Source organism: Paenibacillus sp. sgz302191 (genome assembly GCF_057749925.1).
Genome location: NZ_JBYLHY010000040.1, coordinates 1 through 21,941 on the forward strand (window position 1 = coordinate 1; position 21,941 = coordinate 21,941).

21 protein-coding genes are annotated in these 21,941 nt (G+C 51.4%); 6 read left to right on the forward strand and 15 right to left on the reverse strand.

All coding sequences use genetic code 11. From position 1 onward, the window contains the following. On the forward strand, positions 1–698 hold a 698-nt coding region (locus AC3G2T_RS34250), incomplete at its 5' end, for an IS256 family transposase (RefSeq protein WP_488438254.1). A gap of 331 nt (positions 699–1,029) precedes the next feature. Here the strand turns inward: AC3G2T_RS34250 and AC3G2T_RS34255 are convergent. Both AC3G2T_RS34255 and AC3G2T_RS34260 read right to left on the reverse strand, forming a co-directional pair. Further along, a complete protein-coding gene (locus AC3G2T_RS34255; protein ID WP_474681733.1) occupies positions 1,030–1,722 on the reverse strand; it encodes an LrgB family protein in 693 nt (230 codons plus the stop codon). Continuing rightward, positions 1,722–2,066: a CidA/LrgA family protein gene (locus AC3G2T_RS34260; RefSeq protein WP_488438255.1), complete on the reverse strand. Its 345-nt coding sequence runs from the start codon at positions 2,064–2,066 to the stop codon at positions 1,722–1,724. The genes AC3G2T_RS34255 and AC3G2T_RS34260 overlap by 1 nt, the downstream gene beginning before the upstream one ends. 265 nt (positions 2,067–2,331) lie before the next feature. On the opposite strand from AC3G2T_RS34260, the gene tlp reads away from it, so the two are divergent. Continuing rightward, positions 2,332–2,550 (forward strand): small acid-soluble spore protein Tlp, encoded by a 219-nt coding sequence (gene tlp, locus AC3G2T_RS34265; protein WP_474681735.1) that lies wholly within the window; start codon positions 2,332–2,334, stop codon positions 2,548–2,550. A gap of 58 nt (positions 2,551–2,608) precedes the next feature. Here tlp and rnz read toward each other — a convergent pair whose 3' ends face one another. Together rnz and metH are read right to left on the reverse strand one after the other, a co-directional pair. Further along, positions 2,609–3,538 carry a ribonuclease Z gene (rnz, locus tag AC3G2T_RS34270; RefSeq protein ID WP_488438256.1) on the reverse strand — a complete coding sequence of 310 codons (930 nt, stop codon included), beginning with the start codon at positions 3,536–3,538 and terminating at the stop codon, positions 2,609–2,611. Positions 3,539–3,733: 195 nt separating this feature from the next. Beyond that, positions 3,734–7,177, reverse strand: coding sequence for a methionine synthase (gene metH, locus AC3G2T_RS34275; RefSeq protein WP_488438257.1), 3,444 nt, complete (start codon positions 7,175–7,177; stop codon positions 3,734–3,736). Positions 7,178–7,395: 218 nt separating this feature from the next. Between metH and AC3G2T_RS34280 the strand changes: the two genes are divergently transcribed. Then, a complete protein-coding gene (locus AC3G2T_RS34280) occupies positions 7,396–7,938 on the forward strand; it encodes a 1,2-dihydroxy-3-keto-5-methylthiopentene dioxygenase (RefSeq protein ID WP_474681738.1) in 543 nt (180 codons plus the stop codon). Between the two features lie 75 nt (positions 7,939–8,013). Here the strand turns inward: AC3G2T_RS34280 and AC3G2T_RS34285 are convergent, their stop codons facing one another. The 3 genes from AC3G2T_RS34285 to AC3G2T_RS34295 all read right to left on the reverse strand — a co-directional run bounded on the left by AC3G2T_RS34285 (position 8,014) and on the right by AC3G2T_RS34295 (position 9,582). Beyond that, positions 8,014–8,811, reverse strand: coding sequence for an HAD family hydrolase (locus AC3G2T_RS34285; protein WP_474681739.1), 798 nt, complete (start codon positions 8,809–8,811; stop codon positions 8,014–8,016). A 42-nt stretch (positions 8,812–8,853) separates the two neighbouring features. Continuing rightward, positions 8,854–9,042, reverse strand: coding sequence for a DUF896 domain-containing protein (locus AC3G2T_RS34290; RefSeq protein ID WP_474681740.1), 189 nt, complete (start codon positions 9,040–9,042; stop codon positions 8,854–8,856). 243 nt (positions 9,043–9,285) lie between these two features. Next, complete coding sequence (locus AC3G2T_RS34295) at positions 9,286–9,582, reverse strand: LysM peptidoglycan-binding domain-containing protein (protein ID WP_474681741.1); 297 nt, start codon at positions 9,580–9,582, stop codon at positions 9,286–9,288. 267 nt (positions 9,583–9,849) lie between these two features. On the opposite strand from AC3G2T_RS34295, the gene lexA reads away from it, so the two are divergent. Further along, entirely contained in the window at positions 9,850–10,467 is a 618-nt protein-coding gene (gene lexA / locus AC3G2T_RS34300) for a transcriptional repressor LexA (RefSeq protein WP_474681742.1), read from the forward strand. A 131-nt stretch (positions 10,468–10,598) separates the two neighbouring features. Further along, positions 10,599–10,997, forward strand: a complete 399-nt coding sequence (locus AC3G2T_RS34305) for a hypothetical protein (protein WP_488438258.1) — start codon at positions 10,599–10,601, stop codon at positions 10,995–10,997. Between the two features lie 89 nt (positions 10,998–11,086). On the opposite strand, the gene AC3G2T_RS34310 is transcribed toward AC3G2T_RS34305, so the two are convergent. Beyond that, a complete protein-coding gene (locus AC3G2T_RS34310; RefSeq protein WP_474681744.1) occupies positions 11,087–11,764 on the reverse strand; it encodes a vWA domain-containing protein in 678 nt (225 codons plus the stop codon). A 229-nt stretch (positions 11,765–11,993) separates the two neighbouring features. Between AC3G2T_RS34310 and AC3G2T_RS34315 the strand changes: the two genes are divergently transcribed. Beyond that, the gene (locus tag AC3G2T_RS34315; protein ID WP_474681745.1) at positions 11,994–12,467 is read left to right on the forward strand and encodes a hypothetical protein; all 474 of its coding nucleotides are present in this window, start codon (positions 11,994–11,996) and stop codon (positions 12,465–12,467) included. A gap of 505 nt (positions 12,468–12,972) precedes the next feature. On the opposite strand, the gene glnA is transcribed toward AC3G2T_RS34315, so the two are convergent. The 7 genes from glnA to AC3G2T_RS34350 form a co-directional block, all read right to left on the reverse strand. Then, entirely contained in the window at positions 12,973–14,313 is a 1,341-nt protein-coding gene (gene glnA, locus AC3G2T_RS34320; protein ID WP_488438259.1) for a type I glutamate--ammonia ligase, read from the reverse strand. A gap of 31 nt (positions 14,314–14,344) precedes the next feature. Next, entirely contained in the window at positions 14,345–14,755 is a 411-nt protein-coding gene (locus tag AC3G2T_RS34325; protein WP_474681747.1) for a MerR family transcriptional regulator, read from the reverse strand. A 94-nt stretch (positions 14,756–14,849) separates the two neighbouring features. Then, positions 14,850–16,100: a methionine gamma-lyase family protein gene (locus AC3G2T_RS34330; RefSeq protein WP_488438260.1), complete on the reverse strand. Its 1,251-nt coding sequence runs from the start codon at positions 16,098–16,100 to the stop codon at positions 14,850–14,852. Between the two features lie 2 nt (positions 16,101–16,102). After that, a complete protein-coding gene (hflX, locus tag AC3G2T_RS34335; protein WP_488438261.1) occupies positions 16,103–17,422 on the reverse strand; it encodes a GTPase HflX in 1,320 nt (439 codons plus the stop codon). Positions 17,423–17,595: 173 nt separating this feature from the next. Next, the gene (gene efeB, locus AC3G2T_RS34340) at positions 17,596–18,873 is read right to left on the reverse strand and encodes an iron uptake transporter deferrochelatase/peroxidase subunit (RefSeq protein WP_488438262.1); all 1,278 of its coding nucleotides are present in this window, start codon (positions 18,871–18,873) and stop codon (positions 17,596–17,598) included. 51 nt (positions 18,874–18,924) lie between these two features. Next, a complete protein-coding gene (locus AC3G2T_RS34345; RefSeq protein WP_488438263.1) occupies positions 18,925–20,139 on the reverse strand; it encodes an imelysin family protein in 1,215 nt (404 codons plus the stop codon). A gap of 59 nt (positions 20,140–20,198) precedes the next feature. Further along, positions 20,199–21,674, reverse strand: coding sequence for an FTR1 family protein (locus AC3G2T_RS34350; RefSeq protein WP_488438264.1), 1,476 nt, complete (start codon positions 21,672–21,674; stop codon positions 20,199–20,201). Positions 21,675–21,941: the final 267 nt, after the last annotated feature.

A 21,941-nucleotide genomic window follows, 5' to 3' on the forward strand; every position in this document is an offset into this window, starting at 1 on the left:
AGCTCAAACGCGGTACAGTCGCCGGGGAAGCCGTCTATTTTGCCATGGGGATCAGCGAGGAGGGCTACCGGGACATTCTCGGCTTCTACATCGGTGGTCAAGAGAGCTCTAATGGCTGGCGTGACGTACTTAAAGACCTGCAGCGACGCGGCGCAACCGATGTCTTGTTAGGTGTCTTCGACGGCCTACAGGGGCTGGAAGAGGCGTTTCGTGAGGCTTATCCGAAAGCAGACGTACAGCACTGCGTCGTCCACAAGATGCGTAACACCTTCCCTAAGATTCGCGTACAAGACAAGAACGAATTCATAAGCGATCTCAAAACCATCTACAACGCATTAGACCGTGACCTTGCCATGGCTGCCTTTGACACGATAAAGGCCAAGTGGAACAAAAAGTACCCCAAAGAAATTCAATCCTGGGAAGACAATCTGCCCACACTGCTTGCCTTCTACACCTATCCACAGATGATCTGGAAGCAAATCTACACCACCAATGCCATCGAGCGGATGAATAAGGAGTTTCGCAAGCGTTTAAAGCCGATGAACAGCTTAACGAACATGGAAACAGCCGAAAAGATCATGTACCTGGAAACACTGGACTACGTCGAAAGGTGGAGGAAAAGGGTCGTTACCGGATTCGGAAATCCCCAAGTGAAAGAAGAGCTACAAAAGATGTTTGAGCAGCGATATCCCTCTTAAGCTCTGGTTGCATGGTAAAAAGTTACGGCTCCCGCGCCTTCGCTTGGGCCACACCCGCCGCCAGCCACCTGTTCTGAATATTCGCAAAATAACAGTTCATCCATTATTTCGACGAGCTACCCTACTGACTTACACAAACTTCTTGACGCTACCGGCTCAGATTCAAATTCATCGAAAATTCCTGCACTTTCGCAGGTTTTTCGCCAAAATGAGCTACTTTTGCGAAAAAAACCTGCATTTTCGCAGGTTTTCTCCCTTCAAAGCCACCTTGTCTCCCCCACTTTAACTCCATAACCCGTCACTCGCCCTCTCGAAACACTCATCCCACCGTTTACTTTTGAAGCCACCAATAAACGGGAATGAACAAAAGCGAAGTCAAAATTCCGCACAGCGCCATCGACAGGCCGCTGAAACTCCCTTGGATCTCCGAATCTTTCAGCACTTTCGCCGTTCCGATGCCGTGAGACGCAGTGCCGATCGCGATTCCGACGGAAATATCGTCGCGGATGCGCAGCCAGTGCAGCAGACGCGTTCCAAACATGCTGCCAAACAGGCCTGTCAGCGTCGTCAGCACCGCGGTCAGCTCCGGAATCGCGCCCAAATGCCTGGCGATTTCGATTGCGATCGGCGAGCTGACGGATTTGGGCATCATGCTCAGCACGATGGCGCGGCTGCCGCCCAGCATGCCGACGATGGCCGCGCTGCAAGCAATGCCCGCGACCGCCCCGGCGAGTACGCTCACCGTAATTCGCGCGAGATTTTGCCTGATCAGCTTCGCATGTTTATACAGCGGAACTCCCAGTGCCACGGTAGCCGGTCCGAGCAGCAGCGTCAAAAAGTCCGCGCCCCGTTTGTAATCCTCATATGGGATGCGGCATGCGGCCAGCAGCGCAATAATACAAGCGGAACACACGAAAAGCGGATGCATAAACCGCCATTTCCGATGCAGCAGAACGCCAACCGTATAGGCGACGACGCTTACCGTCAGACCGAAAAGCGGGTTTTGGAGCAGGCTTGTTTCCATTACAAGTCCTCCTCTTTCTGCCTGAACCTGGAGGAGACCCAGCCTGTTGCATACAGAACGGCCAGCGTTCCCAGCACGATTCCTCCCGCAATCGGGAGCACATTCGTACCGATCAACGGCAAAAACACGACAACCCCGACAACGAACGGCGTAAAAAAGAGCATCATATGCCTGGTGAGCAGCGCCGCGGCTTCCTCCACCCACTCCAGCTTGATCAGCCCGGCAAAAAGAGCCGCAGTAAAAAGAACGAGCCCGATCACATTGCCGGGAAGCGGAATGTGCAGACTCATTTGCAAAGCATAACCGATAAAATTAAACGCAAGCAGTATTCCAAATCCGATCATGCGGTCTCCAATCCGCTTCGACTTTTTCCCTATCGAGAGTCCTTGCGAGCATTGTTTATTTCAATCACCATAACATAAATCAGTGTGGACATAAAGATAGAAATGAGCAATTCTGCCGGGGAAAGATCCATAATGCCACCTCTTACAGCTTTTTTCCATAGTTTATGTAAAGTATAAGGCAAAATTGCACAACTGCCCGTATATTCTGAACAAAGCCGTGGAATCGTAAAAGAGGATTGGCAAACTTAAGCATAAGGAGTGGAAGATGATGGCTAAACCTGATAACCGCGAGGACAACGAAATTCATTTGCAAAATGCTATCGATCATACGGTTGCCAACCTGCATGAAGCCGAGGACTATCTGGAAGCGCATGCGGATGAAATTTCCGCGGAAGAGAAGCAGGACATCGAGTCCAAAAACGAGCGCCGAAAAGAGAGCATCCAAGGCTTTATCGCGGAAAAACGCGACGAATCGGGCCAATAGCGCGGCACGGCAAAAAGAGCCTCTTCCATGTGTCTCATGGAAGGGGCTCTTTCAAATTCTACGCTTTTTTCGGAATATCAAAGCTCCAAAAGTCTTTTGCAATATGGCTGTTCGGATGAATTTGCCGCGCTTCCTGAAGAAGCAGCCCCGTCTCCTCGCCCTGGTAGCGCGAGCTGATATGCGTCATGATCAGCGCCTTGGCACCCGCTTCTTCCGCCGTACGGGCTGCGTCTACCGACGTCGCGTGATCAAACGCATAGGCGAGCTCCTGCTTGTCCATCGCAAAGGTTGCTTCATGGACGAGCACGTCGGCTCCCTGCGCCAAATGCATCGCTCCGCTGCAATAACGCGTATCGCCCAGAATAACGACGATCCGGCCCGGAATAGGCGCTCCCACGAAATCACCGCCATGCAGGACGCGCCCGTCCTCGAGCTGCACGGTTTGGCCTTTCTTGAGCTGGCCGTACAGGGGACCGGCGGGCACACCAAGCTCCGATAGTTTGTCAAGCATCAGCTTGCCGGGCTGATCCTTTTCAATGACGCGGAAACCGAAGCTTTCCACTCTATGCTCAAGCCGCGCGGTCTCGACAATGAACGAGTCGTCCTCGAAAAGCACGCCCTCTTCCCCGATTTCCACGATCTGCAAAGCATAGCCGAGATGGGCCTGGCTCACGGAAAGCGCGGTTTCGATAAAGCTTTTGATGCCTTGCGGCCCGTAAACCGTCAAGGGCGTGTCTCCGCCCAAATATGAACGGCTGGTCAGCATACCGGGAATGCCGTAAATATGGTCGCCGTGAAGGTGCGTAATAAACAGCTTTTCGGTACGCCCCAACTTGACCGGCGAATGCAAAATTTGATGCTGGCTCCCTTCGCCGCAGTCGAACAGCCAGTAAAATCCCCGCTCGTCAAGCAGGTTGAGCGCGATCGAAGTGACATTGCGCTGCTTGGACGGCATCCCTGCCCCAGTGCCTAAAAAATATAACTCCACGAATTAAGCTCCATTCTGCGAAAAAATTAATTTGGATTGGCAAACTTCTTTCCAGAAAATCCTAATGCAATGACGGCCGGAAGTCAAACGCCTGCCAGGAAGCCGCCGCTTTGGAGCCGCAAAAAAAGCGAGACAGCCGCCGAACCGGATTCCGGTTCGAACAAACCGCCTCGCTTAAAATGAGCGAACGTGAGATCAGCTCTTGTCTACGTTAAAGTAGCGCGCCTCCGGATGCGCGAACACGACAGCCGAGACGGAAGCCTCGGGCTCCATCATGAACGATTCGGTCAGCTCGACGCCGATATCTTCCGGACGCAGCAGAGCGAACAGCTTCGCCTGGTCTTCGAGATTCGGACACGCCGGATAGCCGAAGGAGAACCGCTGTCCGGTGTACTTCGCGCCAAAACGCTCCTGCATCGTCATTTGCGGCGCGTCGGGAATACCCCACACATCGCGCATGATATGATGAATCCGCTCGGCAAAACCTTCCGCGACCTCCAAAGCGGTCGCCTGCAGCGCGTGCGATTTCAGGTAGTCCCCTTTGTCCCGCCACTCTTTGGCCAGGTCGTTAATGCCGTGGCCTGCGGTGACGAGGAGGAAGCCGATGTAATCCATCTGTCCGCTCTCCACCGGCTTGAGGTAGTCGGCCAGACAGAGGAACGGCTCGGTATCCTGCCGCGGGAACGTAAACGTTTCAAGCACTTTGCTGTGATCCTGCGGGTCGTATACAATCACATCGTCGCCGCTCGACTGCGCCGGAAAGAACCGGTACATGCCGTGCGTCTTGATGATTCCTTCTTTTTGCGCCGCATATAAGATAGAATCGACCGTATCTTTCAACTGCATCGCTTTGGCGTCTTTATTGCCGAGCAGCTGCTCCACCTTGCCTTTAAGCCCGAGGTGATGACCGAGCAGCATCTGCATGTTCACATAAGGCATGACATGGCCGATCGGGTAATCCCGCAGCACATGGCGATCCAGATCAGGCGGCACATGCACCGGAACGTCCCTGGAGACGCCGGACGATTTGACGCGGGTAAGCTTCGGCAGCTGCTCTTCCTTTTTGCCGGACTCTTTGACGTCGGACTCCTTGCTTTCTCTCAGCTCCTGGACGAGACGCTTGCGCTGCTCCGGGTCGCTCAAACGGTTGGCGATATCGAGCCCATCCATTGCATCCTTCGCATACAGCACCAAACCCTCGTATTCCGGGGCGATTCTCGTTTTCGTGAACTTCCGGGTCAGCGCCGCGCCCCCGACAAGAATCGGCACATCGACGCCGGCGTTGCGCAAATCCTGCGCGGTAACGACCATCTGCTGCGCCGATTTGACGAGCAGACCCGACAAACCGATCGCATCCGGCTTCTCTTTGCGGTACGCCTCAATCAGCTGCTCTGGCGGCACTTTAATACCCAGATTGACGATCTGGTAGCCGTTGTTCGAGAGAATGATCTCGACCAGATTTTTCCCGATATCATGCACGTCGCCTTTTACCGTAGCCAGAATGATTTTCCCTTTGACGGCGGATTCCGACTTCTCCATGAAAGGCTCCAAAAACGAAACCGACGCTTTCATCACTTCAGCGCTTTGCAGCACCTCGGCAACGATCAGCTCATTGTTGTTGAACAGCCGGCCGACCTGCTCCATGCCTTTCATCAGAGGCCCGTTGATGACTTCAAGCGGTGTGTACGTTTTAAGCGCTTCTTCCAGATCGGGAACGAGCCCTTCCTTCGTGCCTTCGACGACATAAGAGCCAAGACGCTCTTCCAAAGAGAGGTTCGAAATTTTTTCTTTTTTCTCGACTTTCTTCTCGCGGAAATGCGCGACGAACTGTGCAAGCGTCTCATCGTTCGTATTGTAGATCAGTTCTTCGGCGAGCTGGCGCTCGGCTTCCGGAATGGAGGCGTAGCGTTCCAGCTTCTCCGTATTGACAATCGCGTAATCCAAACCGGCCTTGGTGCAGTGGTACAAATAAACCGAGTTCAGCACCTCGCGCCCCGCATCCGGCAAACCGAACGAAATGTTGCTGAGCCCGAGAATCGTTTTGCAGGCCGGGTATTTTTCCTTGATCATCCGGATACCTTCGATCGTCTCGACGGCTGAACCGATGTATTGCGGATCGCCGGAGCCGATCGGGAACATGTTCGGGTCAAAAATAATGTCTTCCGGATTCATTTCATACTTCCCGGTCAAAAGCTCATAAGACCGCGTAGCCACTTCCATCTTCGCTTCGCGCGAAACCGCCTGTCCGCGCTCGTCGATCAAAATGCAGACAACCGCGGCTCCGTATCTATGGATCAGTGGCAAAATATTTTGGAACTTCGTCTCGCCGTCCTCCAGGTTAATGGAGTTGATAATCGCTTTGCCTTGCGAGTATTTTAAGCCGAGCTCGATAATATGATCGTACGTAGAGTCCAGCATGAGCGGGACTTTTACTTTTTTTACCACTTGCTGCATAAATTGCTCGACGGCGTAAGCTTCGTCGATATCCGTATCCTGTAAGTTGATATCGATGACGTGCGCGCCGTTTTTCACCTGGTTGCGGGCGATTTCCGATCCTTCTTCAAACTTGCCTTCCTTAATAAGTCGTTTGAATTTGCGGGAACCGGAAATGTTCGTGCGTTCGCCGACCATAATCGGACGGTTTTCCGGCTCGATATAGACCGTTTCAATGCCGGATACCGCAGGCGGATGTGTGCCGTAGCTCGTTCTGGGCGCATACTTGCCCAAAGTTTCCGCCAGCGCGCGAATATGATCTGGCGTCGTTCCGCAGCAGCCGCCGGCGATATTGAGCCAGCCTTGTTCGGCAAAGCCGGCCATCTTTTTCGCGAGTGACTCGGGGGATTCGTGATAATGTCCGTTCTCGTCCGGCAGCCCCGCATTCGGATAACAGCTGATCGCCGTTTCCGCAATTTCGGACAGCGTTCGAATATGGTCGCGCATAAACTCCGGACCGGTCGCACAGTTCAGCCCGATCGAAACCGGCTTCAGATGTTCCAAAGATATATAGAAGGACTCGATGTTTTGTCCGGCCAACGTAGTTCCCATCGGTTCGATCGTTCCTGAAATCATGATCGGCAGCTTGACGCCCAGCGTTTCAAAAGCTCTGCGGATGCCGATGCTTCCGGCTTTCACGTTCAGCGTATCTTGCGATGTTTCGAGGAGCAGCGCATCGACGCCGGCTTCCACCAGCGCAAGCGCCTGCTGGTAGTAACTCTCCTCCAGTGCTTCGAACGTTACGCCGCCGGTGACGGACAATGTTTTGGTCGTCGGCCCCATCGCCCCGATTACGTATCTCGGCCACTCCGGAGTCGAGTATTTATTCGCAGCCTCAATCGCCAGCTTAGCCGCGGCCAAATTGATTTCCCGGTGACGGTCCTGCAAATCGTACTCGGCCAAAACGACGCTGGTCGAACCGAACGTATTCGTTTCTATCATATCGGCGCCCGCCGCAAAGTAAGCTTCATGAATTTTCCGCAAAACGTCGGGGCGCGTGATGGCAAGAATTTCATTACAGCCGTCCAGTTCTTCGCCTCCGAAGTCATCGGGTGTCAAATTCTCCTGTTGAAGCATGGTGCCCATTGCGCCGTCAAGGATCATTATTTTTTTCTTAAGCTGCTCTTGAATCGGTGGTTTGATCATGGCATGACTCCCTCTCAACTTGACCTAAAGCTGAAACAACCCAACTTTATCGATAAATTCGTTAACATTTAGTGTAACAGAATAGCGCTGCTATGAAAAGATTTCTATTTATCAATAATTCCTATGGGGTATGTAGGATTTTTTTATGCAAATTCATCGACATGAGTCAACATTTCATCTATAATACAAGTATATTTTATTGGAAAGAGGGATGTACGTTGGCACAAATTCGAATTCGCAACACTAATGAACGCATCGAAGGTGAAGAACAGGTAAAAGCCTTCTTGGATAGCCACAACGTCGTGTACGAACACTGGGATACTTCCAAGCTTCCTGAAGCGCTTCGCGAAAAATTCGCCCTGAGCGACGAAGAAAAAGCGCAAATTTTGAGCATTTATGACGAAGAAATTCGCGATCTTGCCGCAAGACGCGGTTACGAAATTTGGGATGTCATTTCCTTGTCCGACGCTACGCCAAACATCGAGGAACTGCTCAAAAAATTCGAACAGGTTCACACGCACACTGAAGATGAAATCCGTGCAATCGTAGCAGGACGAGGCATCTTCATTATTAAATCGGAAGACGAAGTCGGCTACTTTGACGTCGAGCTTGAAGCCGGAGACGTTATTTCCGTACCGGAAAATACGAACCACTTCTTTACGCTGATGGATAACCGTCAAATCGTAGCGGTACGCCTCTTCATCGAAAAAGACGGCTGGATCGCCTACAACGTTGACGACCCGGAGTTTGCAAAGGCCTGATCCTTTCATAAAGAACCCAAAAGCCCAACGATCCGAGGATTCGATTCCCCAGCCGTTGGGCTTTTGTTTGCAATTTTACCGGCTGTTCGCAATAATCGGCAAAATTTCTTGCAGTCGGGATACTTCAAAAGCAGGAACGATTTCGTCGCCGCGCTGCAGCCCGTGATGATTAATCCAAATATTGCGCATGCCTACGCTTCCCGAGCCGAGAATATCCGTAGTCAGCTTGTCCCCGATCATGATGCCTTCGGAAGCTTCAATACCCAGAAGCTCCATCGCATGCCGGAAAATCGAAACCGCCGGCTTCCCTTCCCCAAACGCTCCGGAAATAACGATATGATCAAAATAAGGTGCAATATCGGGCACTCCGGCCAACTTTTCCATCTGCAAATCGGGAGAACCGTTCGTCAGCAGCAGCAGCTTGTAATTGCCTTTCAGCGCATCCAGTACTTGAAACGTCTCTTCGTAAACGAGAGGACGGCGGCGGCGTTCGGCCGGGAACATTTCGCCTAATTTGTAGCCAAGTTCCTTGTCCTCAATACCGAGCGCCTGAAGTCCTCTTGTCCAAGACTCCGTCCGATAGCCCGGAGCCAACTGTTCCAGCTTGCGAAAATGCTCATGTTCTCCCTGGGTAAAATGAGCCCACAGCCCTTCAAACGGATTAATGCCGATCATTTTCGTGAATGGGAACGTTTCGTAAGATTCGTAAAGCGCTCTGGCCTCCTTGCGCACGGCCTCTTCCAATTCATTCGGCTTGATCGAAGCGTAATGTTTGGCCGCTTCCTCGCATGTTGCTTCAAAAGCTTCCTTCACGCTGCGATCGTCCCATAACAGCGTATCATCCAAATCAAACAGCACAGCCTTGAGCGGCATCGTTACATTTCCCCTTTGAATGCATCTATAAATGTTGTTGCTTTACTTCTCTTCTTCATCGGCAAACTTGATAGAATCCAACTGTACCTTAAGAGAGGAGCGGAACGCTTGGATATATTTTTTTCTCAACTCGTTGCGCTCATCAATTTCTTCATCCGTTAAGCCAACTGTTTTCGCTTTGCGGGCAAGTTCGTTGATTCTCTCTATGTTCTGGTCCATATTATCGCTCATGATAGTCCTCCCTGCCATTACTCAGTCTGACTACTACTTTGCCATTCCGCTACCCGAATGTCAAGGCAATTGCACGCAAAAAAAGACTAAGGCAAGTAACTTAGTCGGCAAATGAGCTTGATTCAGAAAATCCGAATCGAACATGAACGAATATGTCTCATTTCACTTAGGAATGAAATTGGAGGTATCGTTGACCGCCGAAACTAAATAATACGGCCAGGGGTCCGATATAAATGCCAGGCATTAAGGCAGCAGCAAGATTTGCCCTTCATAAAGGTACGTGGAAGTAAGTTTGTTCAATTTCTTAACTTTATTCATATACGAACGAATATCCTGACCTTCGCTTATTCGGGATGAAGCTATAGACCAGAGCGTATCGCCGCGTTCAACGATAAGATGGTTTGGGATTTGTACGGATTCATGAATGGGCTCAGGCGACCGGGTGGAAGCGGCGTTCGCGCCATCTCCTGCGTAAGCTTGTACGATTGCGCCAAAAGAAAACACGGCAAGAAGCGCGGCAGCAAGCAAAATGAATTTCAAAGATCGCTTCGTCAAACCGAAGAACCGATGGAAACGATCCGAACGTGTCGTAGTTCTCGCTGTCGCTGGTCTTGCATGAAGTTGCCGTGAGTTGCTTCCTTCTGAATATGCAATGTACATAACATTCATCCCCCAAACATTTGTTCTGAAATCAGAATATCACGAACAAACGTTTGTGTCAATAAATCTTCGAACTTATGTTTGTACGAACTCCGGTTCTGTGTTATAATTTGGTTAATGATTTTTTCATAGATGGAGTGATAACTATTGAGTAAAATATCCCAACGCCAACAAGCAATTTTGGAGTTTATTAAGAACGAAGTGAAAGATAAGGGCTACCCGCCTTCCGTTCGGGAAATCGGCGAAGCCGTCGGACTGGCCTCCAGTTCGACCGTGCACGGGCATCTGGAACGTCTGGAGAAGAAAGGCTTGATCCGCCGCGATCCGACCAAACCGAGAGCTATTGAAATTTTAGGTCTCGACGGAGCGGAGAGCAACTTCGCTTTATCCGTGGCGCGCGTCCCGTTAGTCGGCAAAGTAACGGCCGGCGTACCGATTACGGCAACGGAGAACATCGAAGACTACTTCCCCCTCCCGTCCCACCTCGTCGGCGACAACAACGTGTTCATGCTCAGCGTATCCGGCGACAGTATGATCGAAGCCGGCATACATAATGGCGACTATGTTATTGTCAAGCAGCAGCAAACCGCCGACAACGGCGATATCGTCGTCGCCATGACCGAAGATGACGAAGCAACGGTAAAACGTTTTTACAAAGAACGGGATCACATCCGTCTGCAGCCGGAGAATTCGGCCCTCCAGCCGATTCTTCTGAAAAACGTAACCATCCTTGGCCGCGTTATCGGCCTGTTCCGCGACATGTAAGTACAAAAAACCACCTTTAAGGTGGTTTTTCGCTTTTAAAATACCGATCGAACTCCGGAACTGCAATTCGATTTCTTATAGCTACTATCCCTTTTACTTGGACCGAAACTGATTCGAGAGGTACAAAGATCTTGAAGAACAAGACAAGAAAAATAATTGTAGGCGAAAATGAATACCTATATGTGATTGACCAGAAGTATAATCAACAGTTGAGTAATATTTCTCTTAAAATATCTTTAAAAGTCCTAAAAAATATAACATGCACATTCTTTTTTTGTACTTGGGATGATCCAATTACAGGAAATCCACTATTAGTCGGTACATCCTTAAAAAATAAAGATACCAACATAATTGAAAAATATAATTTACATAATCCAAGAACGATTAGAGCTTTTATTTTGCATGGTTTGGAAAATGGGCGGACTGGAAAAAACGCTATAGAATTCCAGGACGGGCTCGATATTATTGGTAAGATAGGATATGACATTTCACGGTTGAAACCAGTAACCAGGGAAAATTTAAAGAATTAAATCTCGTTTCGTTGGCGTTCCCCAATCCATTTCTTGCCCTTTAGGCGCCATCAATCAAGGCTTTCACAACCCGGGAGATGATCAATTTGTTATAATATCCCTTTATCTTTTGCTTCTCTTATCCACAAAGGGAATTCATTCAATAAATTTTCATACAGCTCTTCATCGTTCGTTTTTTCAATATCCGTAATTTGAAAAAAGTTCGCATTGTCGACGACTCTGCCTTCGATAGTATCCAGCTTTTTCAACACTCCGAAATCGGAATTGCCAACACCGACAAACTGCCAAAATAATGGAAGGTTCGAAGATTCAATGATCGCCTTGTCGATCGTATCTCCCGTCCCCCTCTTCACCCCGCCGTCATTAATAAAAATAATGAAAGAGGGAACATTGCTCTTTTCTTCCACGGTATATTTTTTTATCACATCTCTCATGACCGGCGACTCATCGTTGCGGCCGAACTTGGATATGTTCTGGTTTTCAAGCACATGCTTGTTGACGTAACCTTCGAAATCTTCCTCGCTGACAGAGGGCAGCCTGCTGAATTTGTGGTCGTATACCCAGATGTCCAACACACCGTCATCGTCCAGCCTGCTGGCGACAGCCAATATTTTTTCGACTACTTTCTGAACCGTACCGTTTTTGTAGAGCAGCCTCATCGAACCGGATATGTCCAGCACCAACGCTACTTTGGCCACCACGCTCGACAATTGTTTCTTTTCCAAAACGATTCCCAGTTTTTGCTTGCTTAAAGAAATCGTGCTCATCGTATCCACCTCTATAAGTTTGATAGTTTAAGAGTATCATGTTTTTTAAATTATTGGATTTTTTTTCAACAAAGGGACTTAAATATAGGTTCAACCAGATTGAAGAGGCTTGGAAAAAATCCAAACAGGACTATTTCCTCCAAAATTAGTAAATTTTAATTCACAAGTTGTGCAATATATATTACAATTATTATTGTAATTATTTTGTATTTATAGGAGGAACTTAGGAATGAGTAAAAAAGTTTTTAATGGTCTGTTAGCTGTTGCACTTACTACTGGTATCTTGGCTTCTAGCACTACGCTTCCTGCGGTTACGGCTTCGGCAGCAGAATCAACATCAAAGGAAGTACAATCAGCTCAACTGCAAGCAGTCGTGTATGATTCGATGTGGTTTAATCACAATTACCTGACAGAAAATGACGGATGGGTGAGTACGTTTCGTAATGGGTATTTTACGGTCAACTCCACCCGTACTTACTTGTTTGATGTTCAGCAACGCACATACGACAGCAGTTACGATGTCGAAGAGGTTGAGTACAGGTTAGTCAATGAGAATGATTCATCGGGTACTCGATACTTTTCATGGAGCGGAAGCCAAAGACGCTCGGTATACGTTACTCTAAAACCTGGCACTTATCATGTTGAGTACTACAGTCATGGAGAAGTGCCAGTCAGGATTTTTGGCACAGTTGATCCGGTTTAATACATTTCGTTTTGCTCCCCCACAGCCACTTGGTTAGTGGGGGATCGTTTTTTAACGCCGAAACACCTGCAAATCCTAAAAGAGGATCTCCCAGTCACATTTGACGGCAAACCGATAGACAATGAAACGCGCGAGCGTATATAAGATATGCTCACTAGTTACTTTAGGATGAAATGGAAAGCGGTGGAAGCAATGGAAACTACAACATTAAAATGATCGGGAATCGATGAGACACTTGATTTCTAGGGAACAATGATGGGGGACTTTTGGGGAAACAAAGACATTGCGATAGGAAAGAATCATCAAAATCAACACAAGACTTGTCAATGAGATGCAGTCATGCCGACTGTAAGACCAAAATAAATGAGGTCTTAGAGAAGCAGGCCAGGGAATTTTTTTTTGGGGGGGCGTTCCGGGGGCATTTCCGAAAAAAACTAATTAATTTCGGTATGCCCGCCGCAACGCCATCCCCCTCAAAACCCTTTAAAAATCATGGTTTCAACTTTTAATATAACGACAAGTACTGATCTCTTTCCCAAGGATGTACTTGCGTACGATACATATCCCATTCAATTTCTTTCAGTTCATAGAAATGAGCAAGGGCGTGCTCGCCGAGTACGTCGCAAATGACTTCGTCGCGGATCAGTTCGTCCAGCGCGGTCTTCAGGTTCACTGGCAAGCTTGGAATTCCTTGCTCTTCTCTTTCCTCTTCCGTCATCACGTAAATGTTGCGGTCGGTTGGCGGCGGAAGCTGCATTTTGTTCTTGATGCCGTCAAGACCGGCTGCAAGCATAACGGCAAGGGCAAGATACGGGTTGGCCGCAGGGTCCGGGTTGCGGACTTCAACGCGCGTGCTTAAACCGCGGGAAGCCGGAATACGAATCATCGGACTGCGGTTGCTTGCGGACCATGCTACGTAACATGGCGCTTCATAGCCTGGCACAAGGCGTTTATACGAGTTAACGGTAGGATTCGTGATAGCCGCAAAAGAGCGGGCATGACGAAGTACACCTGCCATATAGTGTCTGGCTACTTGACTTAAACCTAACTTATCATTCTCGTCATAGAACACGTTAACGTCGTCTTTAAAAAGCGACTGATGGCAGTGCATGCCTGAGCCGTTCATTCCGAAAAGCGGTTTCGGCATGAACGTGGCGTGCAGCCCGTGCTGTCTTGCAACCGTTTTTACAACGAGTTTAAAAGTTTGAATTTGGTCGGCTGCTTTAATCGCATCCGCATATTTGAAATCGATTTCGTGCTGTCCCGGCGCTACTTCATGATGGGAAGCTTCGATTTCAAAGCCCATTTCTTCCAAAGTAAGCACGATATCGCGGCGGCAGTTTTCGCCCAAATCCATCGGGGCGAGATCGAAGTAACCGCCTTGGTCGTTCAGCTCCATCGTCGGGTTGCCTTTGTCGTCGGTTTTGAACAGGAAGAACTCCGGTTCCGGTCCAACGTTCATAGCCGTGTAGCCCATTTCTTTGGCCTGCTTCAGAGCGTTTTTCAAAATGCCGCGCGGGTCACCCGGGAACGGCCTGCCGTCAGGAAGGTAAATATCGCAAATCAGGCGCGCTACTTTGCCTTCCGTAACCCATGGGAAAATGACCCAAGTGCTCAAGTCAGGGTACAAGTACATGTCAGATTCTTCGATACGGACATAGCCTTCGATGGAAGAACCGTCGAACATCATTTTGTTGTCAAGCGCTTTTTCCAGCTGGCTGCGCGGAATTTCCACGTTTTTCACGCTGCCCATCAAATCGGTGAATTGCAGACGGATGAAACGAACGTTCTCCTCTTCGGCGATGCGTAAAATGTCTTCTTTCGTGTAATTGGTGTTGTAACCCACGGCCATGCTCCTCTCGTTATTATGACGCTATTTAATGAAAAAATCGGGACAATTCGCCTTGAATCAGTGACACTTGACCCGGACGTTTTCCGCCTCCGATCAACTGCTGCTTCAGCATTTTGTGCAGTTGGGAATCGGTAAGCTCCTTGCGCTTCACTTCCGTGTGCTCGTTGATGATGGTTGCATCCTCGGAATCTTTGGAAACCGGCAAAAGCACCTGTTTAATTCCGGCGATGTTAACGCCTTTCTCGATCAAATCTTTGATCTCCAACAATCTCTCCACATCGTTAAAAGAGTAAAGCCTTTGATTGCCTGAAGTTCTGGCAGGTATAACAAGCTCATGCTGTTCGTAGTAACGGATTTGCCTCGCTGTCAAATCGGTAAGTTTCATGACGATGCCAATCGGGAAAAGCGCCATATTTCTGCGAATTTCATCAGTCATCCTAATCACTCCTGAGTAAGTAAGTCCTAATCTCATTGTACCTTCGTTGCAAAAACATGTCAAGGAGTGTTAGGTTTGTTTACAGTCCTATTTTTCAAATTAAACCCTTGTCCGCCATATGCTGGATGGCCGTCAACACGCCCAATTTGCAGTGCGAGTAAGTCAGACCGCCCTGCATATAGGCGATGTAGGGCTCGCGGATCGGAGCGTCCGCGGACAGCTCCAGGCTGCCGCCTTGAATAAACGTGCCGGCGGCCATAATGACCGGATGCTCGTAGCCGGGCATGTCCCAGGGCTCCGGGACGACATGCGCATCGACGGCGGCCGCTTTCTGGATGCCCTGCACGAAAGTGATCAGATGCTCCGCGGACGTGAAGCGGATCGCTTGAATCAGATCCGTGCGCGGCTCGTGCCAGAGCGGACGGCTTTCAAAGCCGAGATCTTCGAACAGCGCTGCTGCGAAGACCGAGCCCTTGACCGCTTGCCCCACCAGGTGCGGGGCAAGGAACAGCCCTTGAAACATGGCTCGCGTCGCGCCGAGCATGGCCCCCACCTCGCCCCCGATGCCTGGGGCGGTCAAGCGGTAGGCGGCGAGCTCGACAAGGTCGCGCCGCCCGGCGATGTAGCCCCCGGACGGGGCGATGCCGCCGCCGGGGTTTTTGATCAGCGAGCCGGCCATCAGATCGGCGCCGGCTTGCGTCGGTTCCTGCGGCTCGGTGAACTCGCCGTAGCAGTTGTCGACGAACACGATCGTCTCGGGGCTCGCCTCTTTCACAAATCGGACCATCTCCCCGATTTGTTCCACCGTGAACGACGGCCGCGGATCGTAGCCGCGCGAACGTTGAATGCCGACCACCTTGGTGTTCGGCCTGATCGCTTTCGCGATGCCCGGCCAGTCCGGCGAGCCGTCCGACAGGAGGGCAACCTCGCTGTACGCGATGCCCCAGTCCTGCAGCGAGCCGGTGCCGTCGCCCGGCTTGCCGATCACTTTATGCAGCGTATCGTAAGGCTTGCCTGTTATGTAAAGCAGGTGATCGCCGGGGCGCAGCACGCCGAACAGCGCAGTGCCGATCGTATGCGTGCCCGATACGAAATGCGGCCGCACGAGCGCCGCCTCGGCCCCCAGTGCGTCCGCATAGACGAGATCGAGCACTTCCCGCCCGCGGTCGTTATAGCCGTAGCCCGTCGAAGATGCGAAGTGATAGTCGCTTACCTGATGCTTTTGAAAAGCGCGGATCACTTTCCATTGATTCAGATCGATCGTTTTTTCAATGCTGCGGAACGCCGGCTCGATTGTGCGCTCGGCACGTTCCATCAGCGCCAAGATGTTTTCCCCGAATTGCATGCCTAGAAGCTCTCTCCCTGTTCTTCCTGCTGAACGCGCTGCTCGTCGAAAGCGGCCAGCAAGTAACCCATTTTCTCGTAATCGTCTTTGTTCACGCGAACTTGAAACACCATATCTTCGCCGTCGACTTCGTTGCGGATAACGTCGCCGATCCGGTAGACGAGCGAAATCATATCCCCTTTGTCGGCCGGAATGCGGAACAGCTTGTTCTCGCCCATCAGCTTCTCCTGCACGGCAAGGCGCAGCCGTTCCAAATCCGCTTCGTCATAAGCGGAAATTTTCAAAAAATCGCCTTCGGTCGTCAGCATATCCCGCTCCTGTGGCGAGCAAAGATCGATTTTGTTAAAAACCGTAAGCTGCTCTTTTTGGTGCGCTCCAAGCTCTTCTAGTACCTCCGAGACGACGCGCATTTGCTCGCTGCGCATTTCGGCCTGGCTGTCGACAACGTGCAAAATCAGATCCGCTTCGTTCGCCTCTTCCAGCGTGGCGCGGAACGATGCGACCAGATCGTGCGGCAGGTTTTGAATGAACCCTACCGTGTCGGTCAGCACGATTTCCTTGCCGCTCGGCAGCTCCATCGTCCGCGACGTAGGGTCCAGCGTGGCGAACAGTTGGTTCTCTACATAGACGTCCGCGTGCGTCAGCTGCTTGAGCAGCGTGGATTTGCCCGCGTTCGTGTAGCCCACGAGCGCAACCTGAAAAACGCCCGTCTTCTTGCGGCGTTCGCGGTGCAAATTGCGGTGGCGCACGACTTCCTCAAGCTGCGCCTTCAGCTCGCCGATCCGCTCGCGTATATGCCTGCGATCCGTCTCCAGCTTCGTTTCGCCGGGCCCCCGCGTCCCGATTCCGCCGCCCAGCCTGGACAAGTTTTTGCCTTGTCCCGACAGCCTCGGCAGCAAGTAGCTGAGCTGCGCCAGCTCTACCTGGATGATGCCCTCGCGCGTCTTGGCGCGCTGTGCGAATATATCCAGGATCAGCTGGGTACGGTCGATGATTTTCACATCGAGCGCCGCTTCCAGGTTGCGCACCTGCGCCCCCGACAGCTCCTGGTCGAAAATCGCCGTGTTCCCGCCGAGCTCGTCGATCAGAGCTTTCAGTTCCTCGACCTTTCCTTTGCCGATGAACCATTTGGTGTCCACAGACTCCTTGTTCTGGGTCATCGTATCGAGTACGAGCACGCCGGCCGTCTCGGCAAGCTTGATCAGCTCCTGCAGCGAGTACTCGGCAAGTGCCTCGTTCTTCTTTTGCTGCTGGGTAATCAAACTGACAAGCACGGCGCGGTCCTGCCGCTCGCTTTCCACTATATGTGAGGTTGGTTTCATACCATTCTCCTTTATCGAAACGTAATGCTTGAGCCATGCAGAGCCCAACATCATTGTGGATGAAAATGGCGGGAAAGTCAATTTGCATGCCGCGGGCAAAAGCAAAAGACCGCAAAGGGTCGTCTCTGCGGTCTGCGCTGCCGTCCTCGACTCGCGAAGCGGCGTTATGCTTCTTATTCAAAGAGGCTCTGTCCCAAATAAGACCCTTGCGCCGGAACGCCCGGCAGCACGGCAAAATACCCCCCGCCCGTCGTTTCCGTATAAGCGAGCATTTGATCGGGCATTTTCGGATTGGTCAGCCTTTTTTGTATGGATTCGAACTGAGTTTGCAGGTTGCGGTTAAAACAGACGAACAAGAGGCCGGCGTTCATCCGCCCGACTTGATCCAGATTTTCCATAAAATTGTATCCGCGGCGTAAAATGCGCTCGCGCTCCGAATTTTCGCCCGTGCGCGGATTGGATAGCCGGATATGGGAATCGAGAGGCGTCTTATCGCCTTTCGCATCGCCCGCAAAATTCGGCTGCTCGAATTCGGTCTGGGCGTCAAGCGGGGCTCCCGACACTTTTTTGCGTCCGATAATATTTTCCTGATTCGTAAACGGCTGCTGATCCCACGTCTCGATGCGCATGTTGATGCGGCGCACGACCATGTAGCTTCCTCCGGCCAGCCAAGGCGCGCCGTCGGCTGCGTCGATCCACACGTTATTGTTCATAAACTTGTCGTCGTTCAAAGCCGGGTTGTTCGTCCCGTCCTTAAAGCCGAACAGGTTCCGCTTCGTGCCCTCCGCCTTGACGCTGAGCTGGCCGGTTTGCTGCCAGCGCAGGTGAGCGACGCCACGGGCCGCCTTGGTCAAGTTCCGGATCGCATGGAAGCAGATCGTCGGATCGTCGGCGCAAGCCTGGATGACGATATCACCGTGCGTCAGCTGCTCCTGCAAGGAATCCTTGTGGAACTTCGGCATCTCTGTCAGCCCTGCCGGTTTGCGGGAACGCAGCCCGAAGCGGTCGGTCCCGTTCTGCTCGAACAAGGAGGGGCCGACTGCGAACGTAATCGTCAGCTTGCTGTCCGCCACGCCGAACTGCTCGCCCGTATCGGTAGGCGGAAATTTGCCATCCTGCGGCTCCGGGGCCAGCGGTTTGCCGTCCATCAGCAGAGCGGCCATTTCCGTCCATTTGCGGAACAGCTCTTTCAATTCTTTAACATCGGTCGTAGTCACGTCAAATGCGGCGACGTTGGCACAATTTTGCTGGGGCGTCAAAATGCCTGACTGATGGGCTCCGTAAAACGATATTCGTTCTTCCGCTGCGCCCCCGCCTTCCGGTTTCGCGCCCTGGGAAGCAGGAACGCCGTGCTGCGCCTGCGTTTTGCCGATGAAGTCGCCCAGCACAAGCCCTGCCGCGCCCGCAGCGGTCATGCCGAGAAATGCCCGGCGGTTTATTTTATCCTTCAAAGCTTCCCCATCCCTTCGCAAGTATGAACTGTATCTCCGGCATAACGAACATTACTGTCCAAGTGTACCAGGCATTTTTACCAGCGGCTCCGCCAGAGCTTCCAGCTTGTTTTTCAAATCGACTTGCTTGGATTTGTCCAGCTTGCCGAAATCGTTCCAGGTCGTTCCCGCAGGCGACAAAACGTTCATTTGATCGATAACGGCCGTGAGGCTTTTGCTGATTTTTTCGTCAAGGGCCGCGTCTTTTTTCTTCAACTCGTCCTTCACAAGCGTGTAAATCTCCTGGGCGCCTTCCACATTGGCCCGAATGACAGGGACCGTAGCTCCGCTCCAGCGCTCTTCCTCGCCGGTAATTTTGGACGATTGCGCTTCCTCCATCAATTCGCCCACGCCGGTTACGAAATCGGTCGCTTCAATGTTCGTGGCAGCGATGCTTTGCTGCATTTTTTTGCCGTCTTCAAGCAGCCGCGCCGCGAACGGTTCCGCGTCTTTCGCTGTCTTTTTCACAAACAGAATGTTCTCGATGCGGTGGAATCCGGTGAAATCGGGATCTTCCTCGCTTTTAAAATCGTCCACGCGGGCGTCCATCACGCCGTCCAGTTCCTTGAATTTTTCAATAACAGGCTCGATGCGCTCATACGGCAGACGCGATTGCACGTAAGCTTCCTGCGCTTTTTGCAAATCCCCGCTCTTCACGGCTTCATTCAACTTATCGAGCAGCGAGACCAACTGCTTCCCTTGGTCCTGCACGTACTGGTTGTACGCTTTCGTCGCTTCCTGCAGCTCCTTGGAGCCGGAAATGGCTGCGTTGTTCACAGCCCCTTTATTTTCCGCAAAAGAAGTGCTGAGTTCTTTGACCACATTCACCAGTTCGTCGTTCAGCTTGCCAAGCGCGGCAAAATCGAGGCTGCTCTGCTTGAGACCCGCTTCAACGGGAGTTAAGTATTTTTCCACTTTGACGTACAGCTCGGGATACTTCGGCTTCACTTCGTCCTCGAAGCTTGCCCACTGCTCTTCAAGCGTGTCCGACATTTTTTTCGCATCGTCGACTTTCTTTTGATCGAGCTGCTGTTTCAGCCCTTCTATCGTTTTAAGCAAAACGGCAGAGCCGTCTTTGGCCGGCACTTTCGCGACATTGGGTGTCGGGCTCGCTTCGAGGGATGCCGCCGGAGAAGCCGACGGAGCAGGAGCCGCGGTTTTGCCGCAGGCGGCCAGAGTCATTGCTGCTGCAGTTGCAAGTACGATAACTTTCATATGTTTTTTCATGCGATGGGTTCCCCTTTATAATGGAATAAAAGTATATAATTATCGGTCGAGCGGCTTTGCTATGCGGTTTGATTGCGCAGCTTGAAGCTCTTGCTCATATCTCTTCCGGCGGCTATTGCGGCGCCAAGAAGCAGCGCCAGCTGCGGCAGCGCGCTTTCCAGGGTCGGATACAGCGCCACCGCGTCCCAGGATGGAAGCCACGCTTCCGTCGTTGCCGGCAGTACGCCTGCGAGCTGCAGGCCGTGGATGCCCATGCCCGTGAATTTGAAGCATAGATAGAACACAAATACGCTGGAAACGAGGAAAAACGGACGCATCGGAATGCGCAGACCGATTTTCAAGATCAGGTACGCGACGATGATTAAAAGCACGACGCCGATTGCGATTCCGCCGAGCAGCGAGCCCAGCGAAATGGACGAAGCCATGCCGATCATGAACAGAACGGTCTCCGTTCCTTCGCGGAAAACGGCCAAAAACGCAAGCACGCTAAGCGACACGAGGCTTCCCGTAGCCAAAGCTTTGACGCTCTGGTCGCGGATATACTTCTGCCAATTGGATACGCTGGATTTGCTGTGCAGCCAATAGCTCATATAGAGCAGCATAACTGCGGCGAACACGCCTGTGCAGCCGGCGATCAGGAAGTTATTGTTGCCGAACGCGCTGGAGGAGAACAACTGCTGCACGATAATGCCGAGCACCATGCTGACAAACAGACCGGACCCGACGCCGAGCCAGATCCATTTCTTTTTGTCGCCATGTCCCGACTTGTTCAAAAAGCCGAGCAGTGCAATAACAACAAGCAAAGCTTCCAAACCTTCTCTTAATAAAATCGTCGTAGCGTCGAGCATCGTATAGCTTGTTTTGGATGCCAGCGGCGCCAGTGCCGTATGCATGCGGTCAATCGTTGCCGAAGCGTCGGCCGTTTTGGCCGGGTTAGCCGACAATTGGGCGTATGCCGTAACCATGTCCCGCTCCATCGACTGGTACACTTCGCTCGACTGCGTCAGCACGATGCCCTCGATGTCCAGCCACGAGCTGCGCAGCTTTTCGATGCTGGCCTTGGCTCCGTTCAGATCATTTTTCTTGAGCTGATCCGAAGCACTCTCCAAAAGCGCCACCAGCGAGCTTATCGTCACTTTCTCCCCGCTGACAGCCACTTCGCCGAACGCGTCGAGCCGCCCTTCTATGAAGGCCTTGTTCAGGCTGTGCAGCTGCTCCAGGCTCGCTTTCAGCTTATCTTTGTCAATCGGGTCCTTGACCGTTTCAAAAGACACCTCGCCCATGGCCGCTTCGATTTTCTGATAAGCCGCTCTCGAGCGCTCTTTAATCCCGTCCTCGTAGCTCAGCCAGTTCGTCTGGAACTTGTCAAATTCGCGTGCCGCCTCGTCCACCTTACCGCCGGCTGCCGCCTGAATCGCGCTTTGTATGCCTTCATCAGCTTTCTTCAGATCATCTTCCGCCTTGGCAAACAAAGTCGCCGGAAACGACAATACAAAGAGAAGGATCAAAGAAACTGCGATGATTCTTTTTCGCATAGTCACCATTCCTATTGAGAATTATTATCATTGATAATCATAATCATTATCACACTTCATATATTCTACTCCTTTCGTTCACGTTGTCAATGCATAATATGTGTAAAATGAGATGAACCTCTATCGAGGTCTTTCGAGGATAAGCGACCGCGCTTAGAGGTAGGTTTATTCGCCAATAAGAATGCTGCTCTACGCGCTTTAACGCTGTAAAGAACTCATTTTTTGTGGTAAAAAAGGCCGGGCAGCGGGTAAAATCGATCCCAGTGC